10 protein-coding genes are annotated in these 18,999 nt (G+C 49.8%); 3 read left to right on the top strand and 7 right to left on the bottom strand.

What is annotated here, in order from left to right:
* Positions 1–10: 10 nt before the first annotated feature.
* Positions 11–2,938: a SusC/RagA family TonB-linked outer membrane protein gene (locus ICL55_RS13720; protein ID WP_188097977.1), complete on the bottom strand. Its 2,928-nt coding sequence runs from the start codon at positions 2,936–2,938 to the stop codon at positions 11–13.
* A gap of 602 nt (positions 2,939–3,540) precedes the next feature.
* On the bottom strand, positions 3,541–4,428 hold the full coding sequence (locus tag ICL55_RS13725) for a LysR family transcriptional regulator (RefSeq protein WP_188097979.1): 888 nt from the start codon (positions 4,426–4,428) through the stop codon (positions 3,541–3,543).
* Between the two features lie 90 nt (positions 4,429–4,518).
* Here ICL55_RS13725 and ICL55_RS13730 point away from each other — a divergent pair, with 90 nt between their 5' ends.
* Together ICL55_RS13730 and ICL55_RS13735 are read left to right on the top strand one after the other, a co-directional pair.
* Positions 4,519–5,454 (top strand): alpha/beta hydrolase, encoded by a 936-nt coding sequence (locus ICL55_RS13730; RefSeq protein ID WP_188097981.1) that lies wholly within the window; start codon positions 4,519–4,521, stop codon positions 5,452–5,454.
* 12 nt (positions 5,455–5,466) lie between these two features.
* The gene (locus ICL55_RS13735; RefSeq protein WP_188097983.1) at positions 5,467–6,600 is read left to right on the top strand and encodes an MFS transporter; all 1,134 of its coding nucleotides are present in this window, start codon (positions 5,467–5,469) and stop codon (positions 6,598–6,600) included.
* Between the two features lie 192 nt (positions 6,601–6,792).
* Here the strand turns inward: ICL55_RS13735 and ICL55_RS13740 are convergent, their stop codons facing one another.
* Both ICL55_RS13740 and ICL55_RS13745 read right to left on the bottom strand, forming a co-directional pair.
* On the bottom strand, positions 6,793–12,399 hold the full coding sequence (locus ICL55_RS13740; RefSeq protein WP_188097985.1) for an alpha-2-macroglobulin family protein: 5,607 nt from the start codon (positions 12,397–12,399) through the stop codon (positions 6,793–6,795).
* 212 nt (positions 12,400–12,611) lie between these two features.
* Entirely contained in the window at positions 12,612–14,102 is a 1,491-nt protein-coding gene (locus ICL55_RS13745) for an ATP-binding cassette domain-containing protein (protein ID WP_188097987.1), read from the bottom strand.
* 94 nt (positions 14,103–14,196) lie between these two features.
* Between ICL55_RS13745 and ICL55_RS13750 the strand changes: the two genes are divergently transcribed.
* Entirely contained in the window at positions 14,197–14,640 is a 444-nt protein-coding gene (locus ICL55_RS13750; protein ID WP_223151424.1) for a GNAT family N-acetyltransferase, read from the top strand.
* Positions 14,641–14,730: 90 nt separating this feature from the next.
* Here the strand turns inward: ICL55_RS13750 and ICL55_RS13755 are convergent, their stop codons facing one another.
* Genes ICL55_RS13755 through uvrA form a run of 3 tightly spaced genes read right to left on the bottom strand, consistent with a single transcriptional unit; the run spans position 14,731 to position 18,920 of the window.
* Positions 14,731–15,540: a DUF6048 family protein gene (locus ICL55_RS13755; protein ID WP_188097991.1), complete on the bottom strand. Its 810-nt coding sequence runs from the start codon at positions 15,538–15,540 to the stop codon at positions 14,731–14,733.
* Positions 15,503–16,015: a DUF6452 family protein gene (locus ICL55_RS13760; protein WP_188097994.1), complete on the bottom strand. Its 513-nt coding sequence runs from the start codon at positions 16,013–16,015 to the stop codon at positions 15,503–15,505. The genes ICL55_RS13755 and ICL55_RS13760 overlap by 38 nt, the downstream gene beginning before the upstream one ends.
* A gap of 25 nt (positions 16,016–16,040) precedes the next feature.
* Positions 16,041–18,920, bottom strand: coding sequence for an excinuclease ABC subunit UvrA (uvrA, locus tag ICL55_RS13765; protein ID WP_188097995.1), 2,880 nt, complete (start codon positions 18,918–18,920; stop codon positions 16,041–16,043).
* Positions 18,921–18,999: the final 79 nt, after the last annotated feature.

Raw genomic sequence — 18,999 nt, forward strand, 5'->3', positions numbered from 1 at the left:
CGGTAATATGTTAGAAAGTCAGGTCTAAACCAACGGTATAGGAACGGGAAACAGGATAGATGCCCAGCTCCAGGTTGTTGAAGTATTCCGGATCGTAACCGCTCCATTGTGTGAAGGTCAGCAGGTTGTTACCGCGTGCATATACACGTGCATTGCGGAACACTTTTGTTGAGCTCAGGATATTTTTAGGCAGGTTGTAGTAAATAGTCAGGTCCCTTAATCTCAGGAAAGACGCATTTTCCACATATCTGTCGTCAAATGCGGTAGATGAACCGTATTTAGGATATTTAGCAATATCGCCTGGTTTTTTCCACATATTCTGGTAGAGGTCCGCTGTACGGTTGGTGTTGAACCAGGAGTCGTTGTTCCATACCAGCCATGCCTGCGTGTTGTTCACCATGTATTTGTCGATCATGTAGTTCCACTGCATGAAGATACCCAGGCCTTTATAGTTGAAGTCCAGCGTAGCACCGCCATAGTAAGGAGCATACATGTTTTTACCATCGAGGATCACCGCATCGCCACCATCATAGTTAGTGGTTTCTTTACCGTTTTTATCCAGCCAGATCTCGCTACCGTCGTCAGGGTTAACTCTGGAGAAACGGTTGTATTTGAACTGACCGCGAGGGTAGCCTACTTTTACGAGGATACCGGTACCAGTACCCAGCAGTTCGTCACGGAAGCCATACAGTTCAGTAACCCTGTTTTTATTGTAAGTGAAGTTACCGGTTACTTTCAGGTTGATGTCGTTGGAACGGATGATATCTGTTTTGAAAGAGAACTCAACACCGTTGTTCTGCATTTTACCCATGTTGGCTTTGATAGAGCTGAAACCGGTGAGGTAGGATACCGGTACGTCCAGCACCATGTCATAAGTCAGCTCACGATAGTAGTCCAGGGTAAAGGTTACGCGGTTGTCCAACAGGCCGAGGTCAGCACCTACGTTGAACTTACGTTTCTTTTCCCAGGCCAGGTCAGGATTGGAAGCCTGTGTAGGCACCATACCGGGTTTGCTTTCGTAGTTGGATTTGGAGTTGATGCTATAGGAAGGATAAAATCCGATATCATCGTTACCGGTCAGACCGATGCTGGCGCGTACACGCAGGTCGCTGATCAGCTGATTGTTTTTCAGGAAAGCTTCGTTTTTGGCATTCCACAACAGACCTACTGCCCAGAAGTTACCCCATTTGTTGTTGGCGCCGAATTTGGAAGAACCATCACGACGGATGGAGAGGTCGGCAAAGTAACGGTCTTTGTAACCATAGTTCACAGATCCCAGTGTGGAGAACATTCTGTATTTGCTCAGGCTTCCGCTGGAGGTGTTAGCCACCGTCATAGCACCGAATTCATACAGGGTAGGGAACGCCGTATTACGGGAAGTAGTAGAGAAGTCGTAGTCAGTGAGCGCGTTGTACTCAGTACCTACTACCGCATTGATAGAGTGTGCGCCAAAAGTTTTGCGGTAGTTCAGGATGTTGGACCAGATGGCGTTAGACCAACGGGAGAAACGTCTGGTGGCGTTACCATTATCGGCAGCGGCCAGTTCAGGGGCGTTCCAGGTTTTGGTAACGTAGTCGGAGAGGTTCATACCGAAACGGCTGGTGAACTTCAGGTCTTTGCGGATGTCAGCTTCCACGTAGGCATTACCCAGGAATTTCAGGTGGTCGTTGGCGTTGCCGGTGAGGCCCTGGCTGCGGGACCAGAGTTGGCTTCTGGCGCCATTGTAAGCCTGGTATTGCAGGAATTTCTTCCAGCTGCCGTCGTCATTTTTCAGATTCTCGTAAGGCATCAGCATGTAAGCCAGCATGCCAGGGTTCTGAAGGGAGTTACGGGTTTCGTTCGGCGTAGTTTCGTCCATATAAGCGAGGTACATGGAAACACCGGATTTCAGCCATTTGGTGGTCTGGTTGTCGATCGCCAGGCGGCTGGAATAACGTTTGAATTTGTTATCAAAGTAGATACCATCCTGTTGGTAATACTCACCAGAGAAGTATATGGTAGTTGTTTCGTTACCACTTTTTACGTTCAGCTGATGAGATTGTGTCTGAGAAGGTTTGAATACTACTTTAGACTGGTTAAAGTCATTTTTCAGCAGTTCAGGGATAGCCGGATCATCTGCTGCTCTTTTACCGATGAACACTTCATAGTCCAGGCGGTCTTTGGTGTTCATCATTTTGAACTTGGAGCGGTTGATATCGGCATAACCATAGAAACCATGGTAGTCAATCTGCGGACGGCTATTTTTGGTGCCTTTTTTCATGGTGATCAGGATTACACCGTTTGCACCACGGGAACCGTAGATGGAAGTCGCAGAAGCGTCTTTCAGTACGTTGATGTTTTCGATGTCATCCGGAGAGATCAGGGAGAAGTCACTGCCGCTTACTGGCTGACCGTCTACGATGTAGAGCGGAGCAGTACCGGAGTTGATAGAACCTATACCTCTCAGGAAAACAGCCGGAGCTGCACCCGGGCGACCGCCGGCAGCCATGATGTATGCACCTGGGGCCTGTCCCTGCAGGTTGTGCAGGAAGTTACCAGCAGGGCGGGATTCCACCTGTTTACCATCTATCACAGAGATAGCGCCGGTAATGGTACCTCTTCTTTTAGAAACATAACCGGTGCTCACCTCTACCTGGCCCAGTGTTTTTGCATCAGGGCCCATTTTCACAATAACATGGCTCTTATTGCCTATGGCCATGGTGATAGTTTCATATCCTACAAAACTAAAGGAGAGAGTGGCGTCGCCGTTAACATTGATTTTAAAATTACCGTCAACGTCAGTAGCAGTACCCGCCTTGGTACCTTTAACGCTTACGGTTACACCGAGTAAGGGGGTGCCATCACGTGTGTCAGTCACTTTTCCGGTTACCTGGCGTTGCTGTGCCAGCATAGGCACGGCCACCAGGACCCAAAGAAAAAATAGTAGTGCTTTCTTCATAATCGGTCGATTTAGATGAAATTGATAAATGAGAAGTAGAGAATACAATTTGGACAAAGAACTTTCGCCCGGCAATCCAGTAGTGGTGCCAGTTCTTGTCGGTCACGACAATTATTATAGCTTAACTAAGCCAGGTCAGACTAATAGTTGGTCATCGCATGTTCACAGTTAAATTTTAATCGTTGCACAATGATTCCGGTTGTTTGTAGACGTTATACGAATAACCCAGTAATAGTATGAGCAAGAAAATCCCATTAACGATACAGCGGGATTGTTGGACCGTATCATTGCAAAAACCTGTTGTACCAAAGGCTGTGGTACCGAAGGGTTCATCTACTCATAAGCTGCTCACTATTTTCTGAGATTCTTTCTTAGAATATAGGCGTCTGCGATTTAGTAATTAGATTTTGTTTTGACTGTTGGTTGATCTACGTTAAATAGACAGATTCAGAATGTGAAAATAATAAGTTATCATGATAAATGAAAGCGGAGAAACATTTTTCTTGATGAATGGTAGAAAATTTTATTGAAGAGCAACCGGCTTATGCTGCTGAAATGTAGCGGTGACAAGTGTTTCGGAGAATGATAGAATCAGGGCTAATTCATAAAAAAAATAACGACTTGATAACTTCTACCTGTCTGGCTGTGGTCTTCGTCTTATCATAAGCTAAATAGATAACGTTGGTGGTGGTTTCTTCTCCCTTCCATACCACCCTGATTTTACCTTCTTTCTGAAGATCCTTTACCAGGTAATCAGCAGCCACAGTAAGGCCTTCAGCGCTACTAAGCGCCTGCAGGATCGTGTTCATATCAGGGATAACGAAACGAGGATGGATAGCAGGACGCTTTTTAAAATTAGTATGCCAAAAGCGACGTATGATAGCCAGGTCGGTACTATAGGCAAACCATGGCTGTTGTAACAACCATTCTTCTGCTTTTCCCAGCTCTTTCCTTTTGATCAGTGAATGGAATTTTTGAACGTCCAGTGACGGGCTTCCCGCTATGACAAAGGATTCCGTCAGTACAGGTTCAAAGATAATATCTTTCCTGTCTGTCCTTTGTGTGGCAACAACAAAGTCGAGCTCTCCGTTGCCTAGTTTAACCAGCAAGTCTTTAGTCAACCCGAATGACGTTATGATGTCCGCCGGAATAGTCCGCAGTCGTTGCAGAAAAACGGAATGAAATATTTCCTTTACAGTGCCCAGTCGAATCATCGGAAACTGCCGTTCATGGCACATCGCGGAGAAATTGGTTTCGAGCTGTTCCAGCCTCTCTAAAGGCTCTACCAGTTGTGTGTAAAATAGTTTCCCGTGATCGGTAGGCACCAGCCTGGGCTTCCGTTCAAACAACTGTTTCCCCACATGCGCCTCGAGGGCCGACAGGTGCTGGCTCACATTGGGCTGTGAAATAAAAAGCGCCTTGGAGGCCGCTGTGAGCGATCCCGTTTGGTATACCGCCTTAAAAGTTCTGTACCACTCCAGATTTACCATTGCCTGAAGGTATAAATAATTTTATGAGATTGATAAATCATGCTATTTTATTTTATGGGTGTGAAGACCCCAATTTTGCCCTAAAAAAAGATGAACGATCAACTGATATTATCGCCCGAAGTCCTTGCAGCCCTGGAATTCATACAGGCTATCCCTGTTCCTGATATGGAAGATGCCGTCATCGCGGGGCGGAAGTTTTACGAAGGATTTATCCCCATGGCCGGAGCGCCGGAAACATTGTTTCATGTTGAAGACCGCCAGGTGCCGACGGCAGAAGGCGATGTCCGCATCCGGATCTATCGCCCGTCGAATGAACCGATGTTGCCGGCGGTGTTATACTTTCATGGAGGATGGTTCAACGCGGGCAGTCTTGAAACCCATGACCGGCCGGTACGAGCACTCACGAAGTTGTCCAACGCTGTATGGATAGCGGTAGATTACCGGCTGGCCCCTGAATATCCTTTCCCGCATGGACTGAACGACTGTTGCCTGGCATTGAAATGGGTCAGTGAACAGGCAGCTGAACTGGGCATTGACGCATCCCGTATCGCGATAGCAGGTGACAGCGCCGGCGGAGCACTGGCGGCAACGGTTACCAGGCGTGCATTGACAACAATGGACATCAACATCTGTTGTCAGGTGTTGATCTATCCTGTTACAGATTCCTCCCTGCGTTCTCCATCATGGAAAGAGTTTGCGAACGGCCCCAATCTTACGCTGGCGGGCGCGAAGATAGCGTGGGACCTTTATACACCTTCGCCTGCTGACAGGAACCATCCTGATGCCGCGCCAATACTGGCCGATGTGTTGGCAACAGTACCTCCTACACTGATCATTACGGCACAATACGACCCGCTGCGGGACGAAGCAGTAGCCTATGCACAGCAGCTGCAGGCGGCCGGTGTGGAGGTAACGTTGACGGCATATGCAGGGATGATACATGGATTTTTTCAGATGGGAGGCATGATCAGCAGTGGTAAACGCGCGATCGCAGCGGTAGCTGATTTTATTCGTCTTTATCTGTAATACCTGGTCATCATGAGAAAGATTGCTTATATCGGATGTCTGGGAATGATAGGCGTGATCACCACGGAATTCGGGGTAATTGGTATTCTGCCGCAGCTTGCGCGGCACTATGCGATAAGTATTGATACGGCTGGATGGTTGCTGAGTGCCTTTGCGATGGTCATTGCGTTTGCAGGACCTTTCATGATGCTGCTCTTATCCCGGTTCAATCGTAAAACGGTAATGGTTGTGAGCCTTACGCTTTTTCTGATCTCCGGGCTTGTTTCGGTGATGTCGCCTCCGTTCTGGCTGCTGATGGCTGCCAGAATGCTGCCGGCTTTTTTGCAGCCCGTCTATATTGCTACAGCGATCGCGGCGGCTACGGACAGGGCAGACAAAAAAGATCAGCATAAGATGATGGCCATTGTATTAGGTGGAATTGGCATCGCTACCGTCACTACAGTGCCGTTTGCTACGTATCTCGCGGATGTATTTGAGCGGTGGCAGGCCTCGTTTGTGGTACAATGTATTATCAGCGGATCAGCGCTCGGCGCAATATTGCTGGCATTGCCTTCCATGCCGGTGAAGGAAAAACAATCCGTTGGTAAACATCTTAACATTTTGCGGAAACCCGCATTTGTTATCAGCGCTGTAATGGTGTGTTTGATGAATGCCGCTATGTTTGCTACCTATGCTTATTTCGCCGATTACCTGGGGAAAGTAAACGGCATGAACGCTGGTCTGATCAGCGGCATGTTGTTGCTGTTTGGCGTGATGGGCGTAGCGGGCAATTTTGTGGCGGGAAGAGGGCTAAGTAAAAGCCTTGCGGGCACAACCATGGCTTTTCTCGGCGGACTCACCATCGTAGCTGTTGGTATTTATTATTCCGGTGCTTTTTCTGTTTGGACGTTGCTACTGGTGGCGGCATGGGGTTTTCTGCACACGCCTTGTTTTCTTACCGGGCAGGCATACATGATCGCCTATGCGCCTGAAGCACCGGAATTCGCCAACAGTCTGTCTATCTCCTTTGGGAATCTTGGTATATCTGTTGGCACACTGGCGGGCGGATGGGTCATCCGGGAATATGGTATTCACAACCTACCGTGGGCAATGGGACTGTTGGGGGTAGTGGCTTTGAGCCTGATATTTTTACGAAAGATTTTTTGATTTTCGATTTTTCGAATTAAAAGCGCGAAGACCCAAGCTATTTAGGAATTTCCTGATGTACGATTTTTTGATTTCCCTGAATCAATTGCGCGAAATAAAACAAGAAGACCGAAGCGAATTATTTTCGCTTCGGTCTTCTTGTTTATCAATCTACGAAATCAAAAAATCGTACATCAAAAAATCCCTACATGCTTATTGTTTCACTACCTCTACCCATTTGCCTGGTGCAAAAGCGTGGATGGTATTGTCATACATCGCTTCGCAGGAAACGGCGGGAAGATAATAACGTCCCAGGTAAGCTGCATTGAGCAGTACGTTGTAAGTGTGGGTTTTATTCTCTTCGAGATTGAAGTAAGTGTATACCCTGTCATCACGTATATCCATATACGTAGCTGGTGAAGAGTGGAAGGCGCTGTCGTTGTCCATGAGGCGGGTGTTAAGGATTTCCCAGCCTGACGGGAATATTTGTGATAGGGCCATCTGCTCGTAGTAGCCACGTTTACCCGGATTTTTGATGGTAACGGTGGCCATGAAATCGCTGCCTTGTTTCAGGGTGGCAGGGTCCAGCGGTTTGCCGTCGCGGGTGCTGTAGCGGACCTGCAGGTCGAGTACTTCAGGGTTGTTGCTGGCAACCGGTTCCTGACCGGCTTCCGGCTGACCGCGCAGGATGAGGCGTACATACAGTACGTTTTGTCCGCTGTTTTGCACGCTGATATTGCCTTGTGCACCGTTGAAGGTAACAGGTATCTGCGCTACAAATGACTGCCCGTTGATGGTGCCTTTGGCGCCATTGAGCGTATAGCTGAGGCTGATCTTGCTGCTGCCTTTATTGCTGCCGCAGAATTTAGCAATCGCAATGAGTGCATAGGCAGTAGTTTGTGTGCTGTACCACTGATCGTTTTGAGACAGGTTGGTGGCGATTTGTTTCACGAGTTCATTCGCACGATTCCGTTGACCCAGCAGCGTGAGTGTTTCGAGGATCATGGCCTTATCGCGCAGATCGGAACCGAAGGTGCCGCCCAGCTGGTTGTATGGTTTTACTTCCGTGCTCAGGTTTTGTACCAGTGAGTTGGCCACTTCTGGTTGGCCGGCCAGCTTGTAAGCTGCTGCCAGTCGCCATTTAGCGGGCACGGACAGGTATTTGAATTCTTTCAGTCTGTTCATGGCGCCTACTTCCGGTACTTTGGCAAGTGCCAGCAGATACAGGCGGTAGGCCTGTGTCAGATCGCCGCCGTAGAAGTTCTGGGTGCTCGGCGCCCAGGTAGTGGCTTTATTACGCTGGTATTTTTTCCATTGGTCCAGCAGGCCCGGAGGCAGGGTGTAGCCTTTGGCCTGCGCTTCGAGTATGAAGTGGCCGGCATAGTTGGTGCCCCAATCGTCGGACTGTGCCTGACCCGGCCAGTAGCTGAGGCCACCGTCGGAAGTCTGGAAGCCCTTAAGCCTGTTGAGGCCGGCTTTTACGTTGCGGTCTATTTCTGCCAGCTGGCTTTCTTTCAGGTCCATGAGCTGATTCAGCACCAGCTGCGGGAACACGCTGGAGGTAGTTTGTTCGATACAGCCATGCGGATAGTTGACCAGGAATTGCAGGCGTTTGCCCAGGTTCAGCGCCGGAATGGTGGATACTTCCAGCACGCCGGAGTTGGTACCTGTCATGCCAACGGGGCTGAAGGCGGTGCTCCAGCTTTTGCCGGCTTCCAGCGTATAGTCAACTACGTTAGTGATTTCCGGGTTGGGATTACGCACGTTCATTTCAATGGCTTCTTCTGCCCTTTCCGCGCCGCTGCTGGCGGTCACCTTGATTTTGGCGATGCCGGTCTGCGGTTTCACTTTCACATCGAAGTACACCAGCTGTTCACCGGGTTGCGGGAACGTAACGGTTTTGGTGCTTTCGCCTACTACTTCCAGCAGCGGGCTGGTGCTGATGGTCACGTTGGCGGAGCGTACTGTTGGCTCGAGGCCGAAGACGGTAACAGGCACCTGGATGGTTTCCGATGGGCCTAATACACGCGGCGCGGTGGTCAGCAGCATCAGCGGCTTCTTCACGGCCACAGCTTTTTCGGCAAAGCCATAAGCGCCATCCTGTCCGGCCACTACCATCGCTTTAACGGAGCCGATATAGGGCGGTAATTTGAATTTATGCGTTTGTTTCTGGCCGCCTTTGAGGTAGAAAGGTCCCATGAATTTCACTACCGGCTTAAAGCGGTTGGCTTTGGCGGCGCCGGCATTTTTATTCAGGCCTTCGTCACCACCAATGCTGAGGATACGTTCCAGATCGGAGCCATAGGCGCCTACTACGAAATCATACAGGTCCCATGTTTTTACGCCAAGGGCTTCGCGGGCATAGAAAGCGCTGTGCGGGTCTGGTGTCTTGAAACGTGTCAGGTCCAACAGGCCTTCATCTACGATGGCGATGGTGTAGGTCATGGGTTTACCGTTGCTTTCGCTGACGGTAATATTAGCTTCTGATTCAGGCTTCAGCTTATCGGCCATACTGATCACCGGTTTCAGAATGGTGCCCGGATCTTCCACGGTAATGGGGATGGTACCATACATGCGTATCGGCAGATCGTTGACGGTTTGTGCATGTGGCTGCAGCAGGGTAACGTTGACGTATATATTGGGCGTCATGTTCTTTTCTGCCTTGAAGCGGAAGGTGGTCTGTCCCTGCTGGGTATTGATCCAGAACGTTTTGAGCACCTTGCTGCCGGACTCGATACTGATCAGGCCTCTGCCGCCGGCACTGCTGGGGATGGTGAGGTTAACGTCCTCTCCTGCCTTATAGTGCTGTTTGTCGGAGGTGAACACCAGCATCGAGGCTTCTGCAGGGTTCTCTTTCTGCATACGTTGTGCCCATCCCGGCCAGTCGATGTATACGGACTTACCGGAGGTGTGACCGCTCTGCAGGTCTTTTACGCGTACAAGGTAACGGCCCCAGTCGGGCTGATTGATGCGCAATGACCAGCTGCCTTTACCGTTGTTGATAGTAATGGTTTCTTTGCTCAGGAGCTGGTTATAGCTGTCCTGGGTGAAGTTGGAATATTCCTCTGCTTCACCTCCATCCCACCACCATCTCCAGCGCACTTTATACAGTTCTACCTGTACTTCGCGGCTACCGCCGATGAGGTTTCCGTTTTCGTCTACATCTACTATTTCCACGTTATGTGACTGATCGGTGAGCAGCATACCGGTGGTACGGTCGCCTTGCGGCAGCCGCAGCCCTACGTAGGAGGTAAACGGATTGTATGGCATGGAGAAGTGGTCGATACTAAAATCGCCACCTGGCTCAAATACTTTTACTTCGAAGTTGGCCTTCAGTTGTCCGGGTGCCAGTTTGCCGAGTTGGATATCCGCTTTCACCGGTGCAGCGCCGGTTTCACTCAGCGGGCCTTCAAAAATGGTTTTGTTCTCTGCTTCAAAATGTGTCACCGGATCATCGAAGGTGAAGCCGGAGAAGTTTTTGAAGCTGGTGGAAGCCTGTATCAGCGACACGTCCACTTTGGCCTTCAGGTGCTGGGCGGTAGCGCCGAACATCCACATGGCCGACAGGGTGCCGGTGGTACCGTTTTTGGACAGGGCGGTGTTGCTGCCGAAGTCCATTTTTATTTTCAGCCTGTTAGGCTTCACGGTTTCGATGCGTATGTTTTTCTGGAAGGTGGCGCCGCCAACTTTTACTTTCGCTACCCAGCTGCCGGTAGGGTCTTCCGGTTGAGTGGCGGTAGCGAAGCTATAGAAACCGTTCAGGTTTTCGTGCTGGTTGATACGTTTGTACAGCTGGCCTTTAGGATTGTAGAATTCCAGCGTTACCGGGTGATCTGCCGGGAGTTTATCATCTTTATCTTCCAGTACAAAAGTCAGGTAGATGGAGTCGCCGGGACGCCATACGCCTCTTTCTCCGTAGAGGAAACCTTTGATGCCGCTTTGTACTTCTTCGCCCTGCACATCAAAACGGCTCAGTGGCAGCGAGCTGCCGTCGTCCAGTTTCAGGTAGCCTCTTTCATTGTCTTTCTTCGCGATCAGCAGGTAGGGCTTACGTTTCAGGTCGAATGTGGCCAGGCCTTCGCCATCGCTTTTAGTTTTGAAGATCACCTGGTTTTGATAATCGAGCAGTTCGAGTTCCACACCGGTGAGGGGCTTGGTATCACGGATGTCTGTTACTGCTACCAACATGCTGTTGTTATTGCCTCTTTTGGCGATGAGGCCCAGGTTGGAGCAGATCACGTTACGGGATGCCCATTTATCTTTGTTATAGTAGGAATTGGAGCAGGCGTCGTTGCGGCGGTTCCAGTTGTAGCCGTAAGGATAGTAGCTATCGTAACGGTTCCAGAAGGCGTCGTCGTCATCCAGTTTTTCGCCTTCGCCATCGCCATAGTATTCACTTTCCTCTTCTTCGCCGGCTTCTTCTCCGCCACCGGTGCTGGTGCTGTCGGCTTTTTTCACTTCTGCGCAGGCAGTGAGTGAATAAGCTTTGCGGAAGCCGATGGTGATGCGGTAAATAGCGCCGGGTTCGGTGCGGAGCAATTTATCCAGGTCGAGGAAGAAGCGGTTTTTCTTGTGAAGATTAACGGATTTATCGGTATCGAGGCGAACGGTTTTTTCTACCACGGGCTTGCCTACACGACGCAGTTCCTGATCGCCGTCGAGGTTGTTATGTTGCAGATATTGCGGGATGTTGTTCTCGTATATTTTGATGATGGTGACGTCTACCGCGTTAAGGTTAACGGCTTCAAACGGCATCACCAGTTTATTGCTTTCGGGGAGGATAACACCTTTACCGGGAATCGTTACGGCAGGCAGGGTGTTTTCGAAGTTCACGTTGGCACTGAAGGATTGACCGAGGCGTTTGTCGGTGATATTGATAACGCCTTCGTTGATGATGACGTTGTAGCTGCCTTCGAGGCGAACAGGCACATATACTTTTACTTCACTACCGTCGATGGTATAACGGAGATCGCCCTGGCCGCTGATGCCGATAAGGCCTTCCAGGCTTTGCGCTACGCTGACAGGATCGGAGAATTGTACCAGCAGGTGTTGTTCAGGGTCAGACATGGCTTTTACGTCGAGCACCTTGAAATCGCCTACAGCAGGTACTTCCACGGTTTTTTTACCGCTGTTGTCCACTTTAAGTGCGGAGCCATCCCAGCTGATTTCCAGGTTACGGGCAATGTTGGCGCGGTCTATATTGGCGATGGTGAATTTCGACGTACGGTCGCCGGCGTTATGCTGCCAGGTGATGGGCAGTGTTTTGCCGGCATAGTGTGCGGTGAGCAGTTTTTCGATGGACTGTGGGTTTTCCACATCGGCGGTGTATACGGCGCCGGTATAGGTCATCTTGTCCAGCGTAGTGTTGGTACTGGCTTTCAGCCCAAACATATCCAGGGAGAAAGATGGTTTGATGACCTTGAACTCGAAATCGAAGGATTTCAGGTCGGAAGGCACGTCCATGATCTTACTCAGCTTAAAATTAGCCTGATAGGTTTTGCCGGGTTGCAGATTTTCATCGGGCCGGAATTCGATGGTGGTGGCATCTACCCAATAAGATTTCCCTTTGATGGAAGGAGAAAAATCGAACACTTCTTTGTCGAGTGGTTCATTCTGGGTATGCGTTACGTTTACCTGTCCTGCCAGTTGAACACGGATAGGACTTTGTTTGGAGATAATACCGGCGGTATAGGCGTCAATATACTTCGCGAATCCGGGGTTCATCTCTTTTTTAGTGGTCCGGCAGCCGCTTATCAACGACAACGCCACCAGGGAAACAAATAATGCTACTACAGCAAATAGCCGTTTTGTTGGGTGCATCAGGAATGGATTATGGTGATTAACGATTCCCGACGAAGATCGAACTATTTTTTCATTTATGCATTTATATATTTTATTATTTGAATTTGTGGATTCGGGAATTTTTTGATTTAAAGATTTGGGAATGAATGACCAGCGCTCCCTGAAATTCCAAAATCAAACAATTCCAAAATCCATAAATCCAATAATAAAACAGCTCAATAACCCAATAATCAAATGGCTTTGCCATTGGCGAGCCGCATAAACTTATCTACACAGTTAGGCAGTTCTTCTTCATAATGTGTCACATAGATCAGCGTTACCGGCATATGGTCGCACAGCATTTCGATGACTTTTTTGAAGTGTTGTTTCTGCTGCTGGTCGAGCCCCTGGCAAGGCTCATCGAAGATCAGCAGGGGTGGGTTTTTAACGAGCGCCCTGGCGAGGAGGCAAAGACGTTGCGCACTTTCAGGCACCTGTTTGAAAGGAGATTGCCGGTGTTCGTCTATTTCCAGTATTTCCATCCATGCCTGGGCGATGTCGGCTTGTTCCGGCGTGGGTGGTTTGGTGCTGCCGATAATATCGCTGAAGCCGGAGCAGACCACCTGCAGGCAATGGTCGCGGGAGGTAAAGTACTGATGTAGTTCCGGCGAAACGAAGCCTGTTTTTTTCTTGATGTCCCAGATGCTTTCGCCGCTGCCTCTGCGACGGTCGAACAGCCATAGTTTGTTGGCATACGCCTGTGGGTTGTCGCCATTGATCAGGCTTAACAGGGTAGATTTGCCGGCGCCGTTATGCCCCAGCAGCGCCCATTTTTCATTTGGTTTTACCGTCCAGTTGATCTGGTCGAGGATAACGTTCTCCCCATATTTTACCCGGACGTCTTCCATGCGAACGATGGTCTCGAAGGCAGGCGGCTGATGCCGTTGCAGGATATCTGCTATTTTCTGCGCTTCCATGGCGGGCAGCGGTAGATCGGCTACTTCAGGCAGCGGCAGCTGCATAAACTCGCTACGTGTATACTTGCCGGTGACAGCGCCATTTTCCAGCGTCAGCACATGTGTGATGTGCGCCGGTATTTCCTGCGGCGTGGTGGCCAGCAGCACGGTGGCGCCATTGCGGATGATCTCATTGATCATTTCAGAGAAATCCTTGCGGGTTTGCACGTCCAGCCCGATGTAAGGGTTGTCGAGCATGAGCAGTTGCGGCTTTTGCAGCAGTGCTTTGGCAATCATGACACGACGTGTTTCTCCGTTGGAAAGCTTAATCAGCCGCTTTTCCATCAGCGGCGCTATTTTCAGCGGTTTTACCAGATCGGGGACCGCTGTCAGTTCGAGGTATTCGCTGACCGTGGGGGAATTATCGGCGTCCATGCTATTGAACCGTTGCTGATAGTAGAAGTCGGTGGTGGTATTGGACAAGTTCCGGAAAGTATGATGATGCCCTACCAGCGCTATCAAATTGCGATAGTTGAAATAGGGATCGGTGACGGTATTTTCTTTCCGCCATTCATCGTAAAAATGATAACGGATACCGCCGTTAATGATGTTGAACTTACCAAGGACCGTATTGAGGAGGGCGGTTTTGCCGGAGCCACTGGGGCCGGTAATGGCCCATTGTTCGTTTTGCTGTATTTCCCAGTTGAGGGTGTCGAAAAGTGTTTTGTCGAGATATCTTACAGTGATATGTTCCAGTGAAAGGAACGGGCGCTTTGTTTCTTCCATGATTTCCTGATTGGGCTAAGAGGCATTAATATCGTCTATAAAAATAACAGGAATATTGAAAGCTTCCGCTATTTTTATGATAAACCGGCATACGATGAACTGGAAAATCAAAGCATTCGACGAACTGACCGTACAAGAATTGTATGAAGTGCTGCATTTGCGCAGTGAAATATTTATAGTAGAGCAAAACTGTGCTTACCAGGACCTGGACAATACTGACCAGCAGGCGCTGCATCTGATGGGGCGTAATGATGAAGGTGTCCTGGTGGCGTATACCCGTTTATTTGGCCCGGGTATTAAATACACAGAAACTTCTATCGGAAGGGTGATTACCTCTTCGCTGGTCAGAGGCACCGGCGCAGGGCGTGAGTTGATGGAGAAATCCATTGCTGCCGTGGAAGAGGCATATGGAAAGGGACCTATTAAAATTGGGGCACAGCAATACCTGCAGCGCTTTTATACCTCACTGGGGTTCGAGCAAACCAGTGATACGTATATGGAAGATGGTATTCCGCATATTGAAATGGTAAAACCCTGATTCCATTACGAATTAAAAATGACGAATGGAGGGTTGTTTTTTAGAACGGTTACTTACTAACCGCTTTTTAAAACAGCCCTCCATTCGTCATTATTTTTTCTTTTTGTTTTTATCGTTCGCTGGCAACTTTACATGATGCGTTATCTTGTAGAGCGGGAACAGATAGGACACGGTGTACTGCATATCGAACACCGATTTCTTGGAGCCGCTGCCGAAGCCGGGAATCACCAGTGGTGTAAATTCATCGGACTTAACGTTATTGATCAATACGCGTTCGCGTATGCTCCAGCTCAGGAAGAAATTTTTGAGCACTTCCGCTTTGAGTCCCAGCACCAGTTCCACCCAATGCGCATTGATATTGGTTTTGGGAATGGAGCCAGTGAGATCGTTGCCCCAATAGCTGCTGGTGATCTTATAAGTGGGCACTTCGTAGGTGAGGTGGGAAAATCCGTACCGGATACCGCCGAAGAACATATTTTTTTCAGACGGGTACAGTCTTTTCATGAAGTTATAATCTATCCCGAGGGTGATGAAGGCGCCACTGCCTTTATAGGTGTAGTTGGCATCGCTATGAGGCGTGCTGGCATATCCTACTTCTGCCGCTGCATACAGATCGCTGGTAAGGCGGAGGTCAGCCACGGCGGTACCTTCTTTCCGGTAGGGGTAGTAGATGGAAGTCACGATGCGGCTCAGGTCCAGTCCCACACGGAGACCGCCAGGCATGTGTACGACGCTGTCTTTCACGGGGATAATGACCGTGGTGTCTTTCGCCGGTTTACGGATAGTATCTGTTTTGGCAGCGGTTTTGGCGGCTGCCGGTTTGGCCGGTGTTTGTGCCTGTGCGGCGAGGCCAATCAGGATACTACTGATTAAAGAAAAACAAAGTAAGGTGCGTATCATTACTGCTGGTGACTGCCTTTGAGTTAATAACTACAGAATCGATGGTGTGTTTGGTAGTGATAACGGTATCCAGGAAAAAGGTGGTGCCGAAACCACAGCCGGGTGAAATAAATTTTTTGGTACGGGAGTACTTAAATTTAAGTGTGTCCGGCGTAAGGGTAGAATCTACCCGCAGAAAGAAGATGCTGCTGTCCGATACGGGAGAAAAGGGCAGGAAGATATCTTTCAGCGGTTTGATTTTGTAGATGGAATCCTTGTTGACACCATTGTCTATGGCATAAACGGTTACTTTGGGCATGATGGTATCGCGCACAATGTGCAGGATCGTATCGGCTACCTTGCTGGCGGAATCACGCTGAAAACGCACGTGAAAATCCGACCGGAGCGTTTGGTCGCACACCTTGGTTTCATTCTCACAGGCGATCATGCCGGTTAGCACGGCGCAGGTGAGTAATATCTGGTATAACGTTCTCATTCCTTGATTTACGGTTGGCAAGATATTAAATTCCCAGCTCCTTTTTGAGGAATCGGGCGGTATGGCTGTCTTTACAGGTGCTCACCTGTTCGGGCGTTCCGGTACAGAGGATAGTGCCGCCACCGGCGCCGCCTTCAGGGCCCAGGTCCACGATATGATCGGCCATTTTAATCACATCGAGGTTGTGTTCTATCACCAGTACGGTATTCCCCCTGTCCACCAGTTTGTTCAGTACTTTCAGCAGCAGCACGATATCCTGGAAATGCAGGCCGGTAGTGGGCTCGTCGAGGATATAGATCGTTTTGCCGGTATCTTTTTTAGATAGCTCCGTTGCCAGTTTCACACGCTGTGCTTCGCCACCGGAGAGGGTTACGGCCGACTGGCCGAGGGTGATATAACCCAGGCCTACATCCTGCAGTGTTTTGATTTTACGGTGTATCCACGGAACGGCCTGGAAGAATTCCACTGCTTCGTCTACCGTCATGTCCAGCACATCGGAGATGGATTTGCCTTTGTAGCGGATCTCCAGTGTTTCCCGGTTGTAACGGCGGCCATTACATTTTTCGCAGTGTACATATACGTCTGGCAGGAAGTTCATTTCAATCACGCGCATGCCGCCGCCTTCACAAACATCGCAGCGGCCTGTTTTAACGTTGAAAGAGAAACGGCCGGCGTTGTAGCCACGGATTTTTGCTTCCGGCACAGCGGCGAAGAGGGTGCGGATATCGGTGAAGAAACCGCAATAGGTGGCCGGGTTGCTGCGCGGTGTACGACCGATGGGTGACTGGTCTATCTCGATCACTTTATCGATATGTTCCAGGCCTTTGACGCTTTTATACGGCATGGGGACCGCTTTGGAGTCATAGGCATGTTTGGAGAGTATCGGATACAGTGTTTCGTTGATCAGGGTGGATTTACCGCTGCCGGAAACACCGGTCACGCAGATGAAAGTGCCGAGGGGCAGTTTCACGCTTACGTTTTTCAGGTTGTTGCCGGTGGCGCCTTTCAGCTCCAGGCTGTTACCGTTGCCTTTGCGGCGTTCGGCAGGTATTTCCATGGCGCGTTTACCGTTGAGGTATCCGGCCGTAGGGGTGTTAAGCTTCAGTATCTGGTTGGGCGTACCCTGCGCGATGATCTGGCCGCCGTGTTTTCCGGCGCCGGGACCGATGTCCACGAGGTGGTCGGCATGCAGCATGATGTCTTTATCATGTTCCACTACAATCACGGTGTTGCCCATTTCGCGGAGGTTGCGGAGGGCATCGATCAGTTGCATGTTGTCGCGTTGATGCAGGCCGATGCTGGGCTCATCGAGGATATAGGTGATGCCCATCAGCTGGGAGCCTATCTGGGTAGCGAGGCGGATGCGTTGTGATTCGCCGCCGCTGAGCGTACGGGTAGGCCTGTTGAGCGTCAGATAGGTGAGGCCAACGTTCAGCAGGAATCCGAGGCGTTCCCGTATTTCCTTGAGGATATCTTTGGCGATGGCGTTTTGTTTTTTCTCCAGCCGCTCTTCGATGTTGCTGAACCAGTTCAACAGGTGATCGAGGTCCATGTTGCCCAGTTCGGAAATATTTTTCTCGTCTATCTTAAAGAAGAGGCTTTCCTTTTTGAGGCGGGTACCGTTACATTCCGGGCAGGTGCTGAGGGCCATAAAGCTTTCCGCCCAGGCGCGTACGTGGTCGGAGCTGCTATCGTTGAAATAGCGGCGTACGGTGTTCACCACTCCTTCAAATTCTGTGGAGTATTTAGTGGTATCGGAACTTTCGTCGAAAGAGAGGTCTACTTCCAGTTTCCCGTTTTCGTCGCCGAACAACAGCACGTTGCGGGCTTTCTCCGGGATAGCCGAGATAGGTCCGGTAAGGGAGAATTTATATTTTTTAGCCAGCTGCTGCACCTGTTTGTAGGTGAAGGTATCTCTGGCTTCGCCCAGTGGTTTGAGGCCACCGCTTTCGATAGAGGCACTTTCATCGGGGATGATGGTGTCCATATCGATCTGGTAGATGGTGCCGAGGCCTTTACAGCGTGGGCATGCGCCATAGGGCGAGTTGAAGGAGAAGGTGTTGGGCGATGGTTCCTCGTAGGAAAGGCCGGTGTCTTCACACATCAGTTGTTTGCTGTACTGACTTACCTTGTTGGTATCGTTGTCCATCACAAACAGCAGGCCTTTGCCCATGGTGAGGGCTTTCTGCACGCTCTGGCTGATGCGGGTGCGGGCGTCGTCCTGTACCTGTATGCGATCTATCACCAGTTCGATATCGTGGATTTTGTAACGGTCCACCTGCATTCTTTCTTTCAGGTCGAGTATTTCGCCGTCCACCCGTACTTTGAGATAGCCCTGTTTGCGTACCTGTTCAAACAGTTCCCGGTAATGTCCTTTACGGCCGCGCACCAGGGGTGCGAGTATCACCAGTTTCTTTTTAGGGTAGTGTTTGAAGATATGTTCCAGTATCTCTTCTTCCGAGAAGCGCGTCATGCGCTTGTTGGTATTGTAGGAGTATGCCTGTCCGGCGCGGGCGTAGAGCAGTCGCAGGAAGTCGTAGATTTCCGTGATGGTGCCTACCGTTGAGCGCGGGTTTTTGTTGGTTGTTTTTTGTTCTATGGAAATAACGGGAGAAAGACCGGTGATTTTGTCCACATCGGGTCTTTCCATGTCGCCGATAAACTGGCGGGCATAAGCGGAAAAACTTTCCATGTAGCGGCGTTGTCCTTCAGCGTAAATAGTATCGAAAGCCAGGGAGGATTTTCCACTTCCGCTGATGCCGGTGATGACAACCAGCTTATTTTTGGGCAACTGCAGGTCAAGGTTTTTCAGGTTATGCTCCCGTGCGCCAAATACTTCAATCTGGTCATCTGCTGTGATTTCCGGAGCGGGGGCAGCGGTTACATTCTCTTTTTTCTTTGCCATAATATTAAACTACTAAGCTACGCCATAATTACGAATTACGGATTACGAATTCCGAAATGAAGGGGGCATAAAAAAGAGC

Source organism: Chitinophaga varians (assembly GCF_014529945.1).
Taxonomy (GTDB): domain Bacteria; phylum Bacteroidota; class Bacteroidia; order Chitinophagales; family Chitinophagaceae; genus Chitinophaga; species Chitinophaga varians.

Excerpts from the sequence above, each read along its gene's own strand:
- ICL55_RS13720 (WP_188097977.1), bottom strand. The coding sequence starts at position 2,938 with ATGAAGAAAGCACTACTATTTTTTCTTTGGGTCCTGGTGGCCGTGCCT.
- ICL55_RS13725 (WP_188097979.1), bottom strand. The coding sequence starts at position 4,428 with ATGGTAAATCTGGAGTGGTACAGAACTTTTAAGGCGGTATACCAAACG.
- ICL55_RS13730 (WP_188097981.1), top strand. The coding sequence starts at position 4,519 with ATGAACGATCAACTGATATTATCGCCCGAAGTCCTTGCAGCCCTGGAA.
- ICL55_RS13735 (WP_188097983.1), top strand. The coding sequence starts at position 5,467 with ATGAGAAAGATTGCTTATATCGGATGTCTGGGAATGATAGGCGTGATC.
- ICL55_RS13740 (WP_188097985.1), bottom strand. The coding sequence starts at position 12,399 with ATGCACCCAACAAAACGGCTATTTGCTGTAGTAGCATTATTTGTTTCC.
- ICL55_RS13745 (WP_188097987.1), bottom strand. The coding sequence starts at position 14,102 with ATGGAAGAAACAAAGCGCCCGTTCCTTTCACTGGAACATATCACTGTA.
- ICL55_RS13750 (WP_223151424.1), top strand. The coding sequence starts at position 14,197 with ATGAACTGGAAAATCAAAGCATTCGACGAACTGACCGTACAAGAATTG.
- ICL55_RS13755 (WP_188097991.1), bottom strand. The coding sequence starts at position 15,540 with ATGATACGCACCTTACTTTGTTTTTCTTTAATCAGTAGTATCCTGATT.
- ICL55_RS13760 (WP_188097994.1), bottom strand. The coding sequence starts at position 16,015 with ATGAGAACGTTATACCAGATATTACTCACCTGCGCCGTGCTAACCGGC.
- uvrA (WP_188097995.1), bottom strand. The coding sequence starts at position 18,920 with ATGGCAAAGAAAAAAGAGAATGTAACCGCTGCCCCCGCTCCGGAAATC.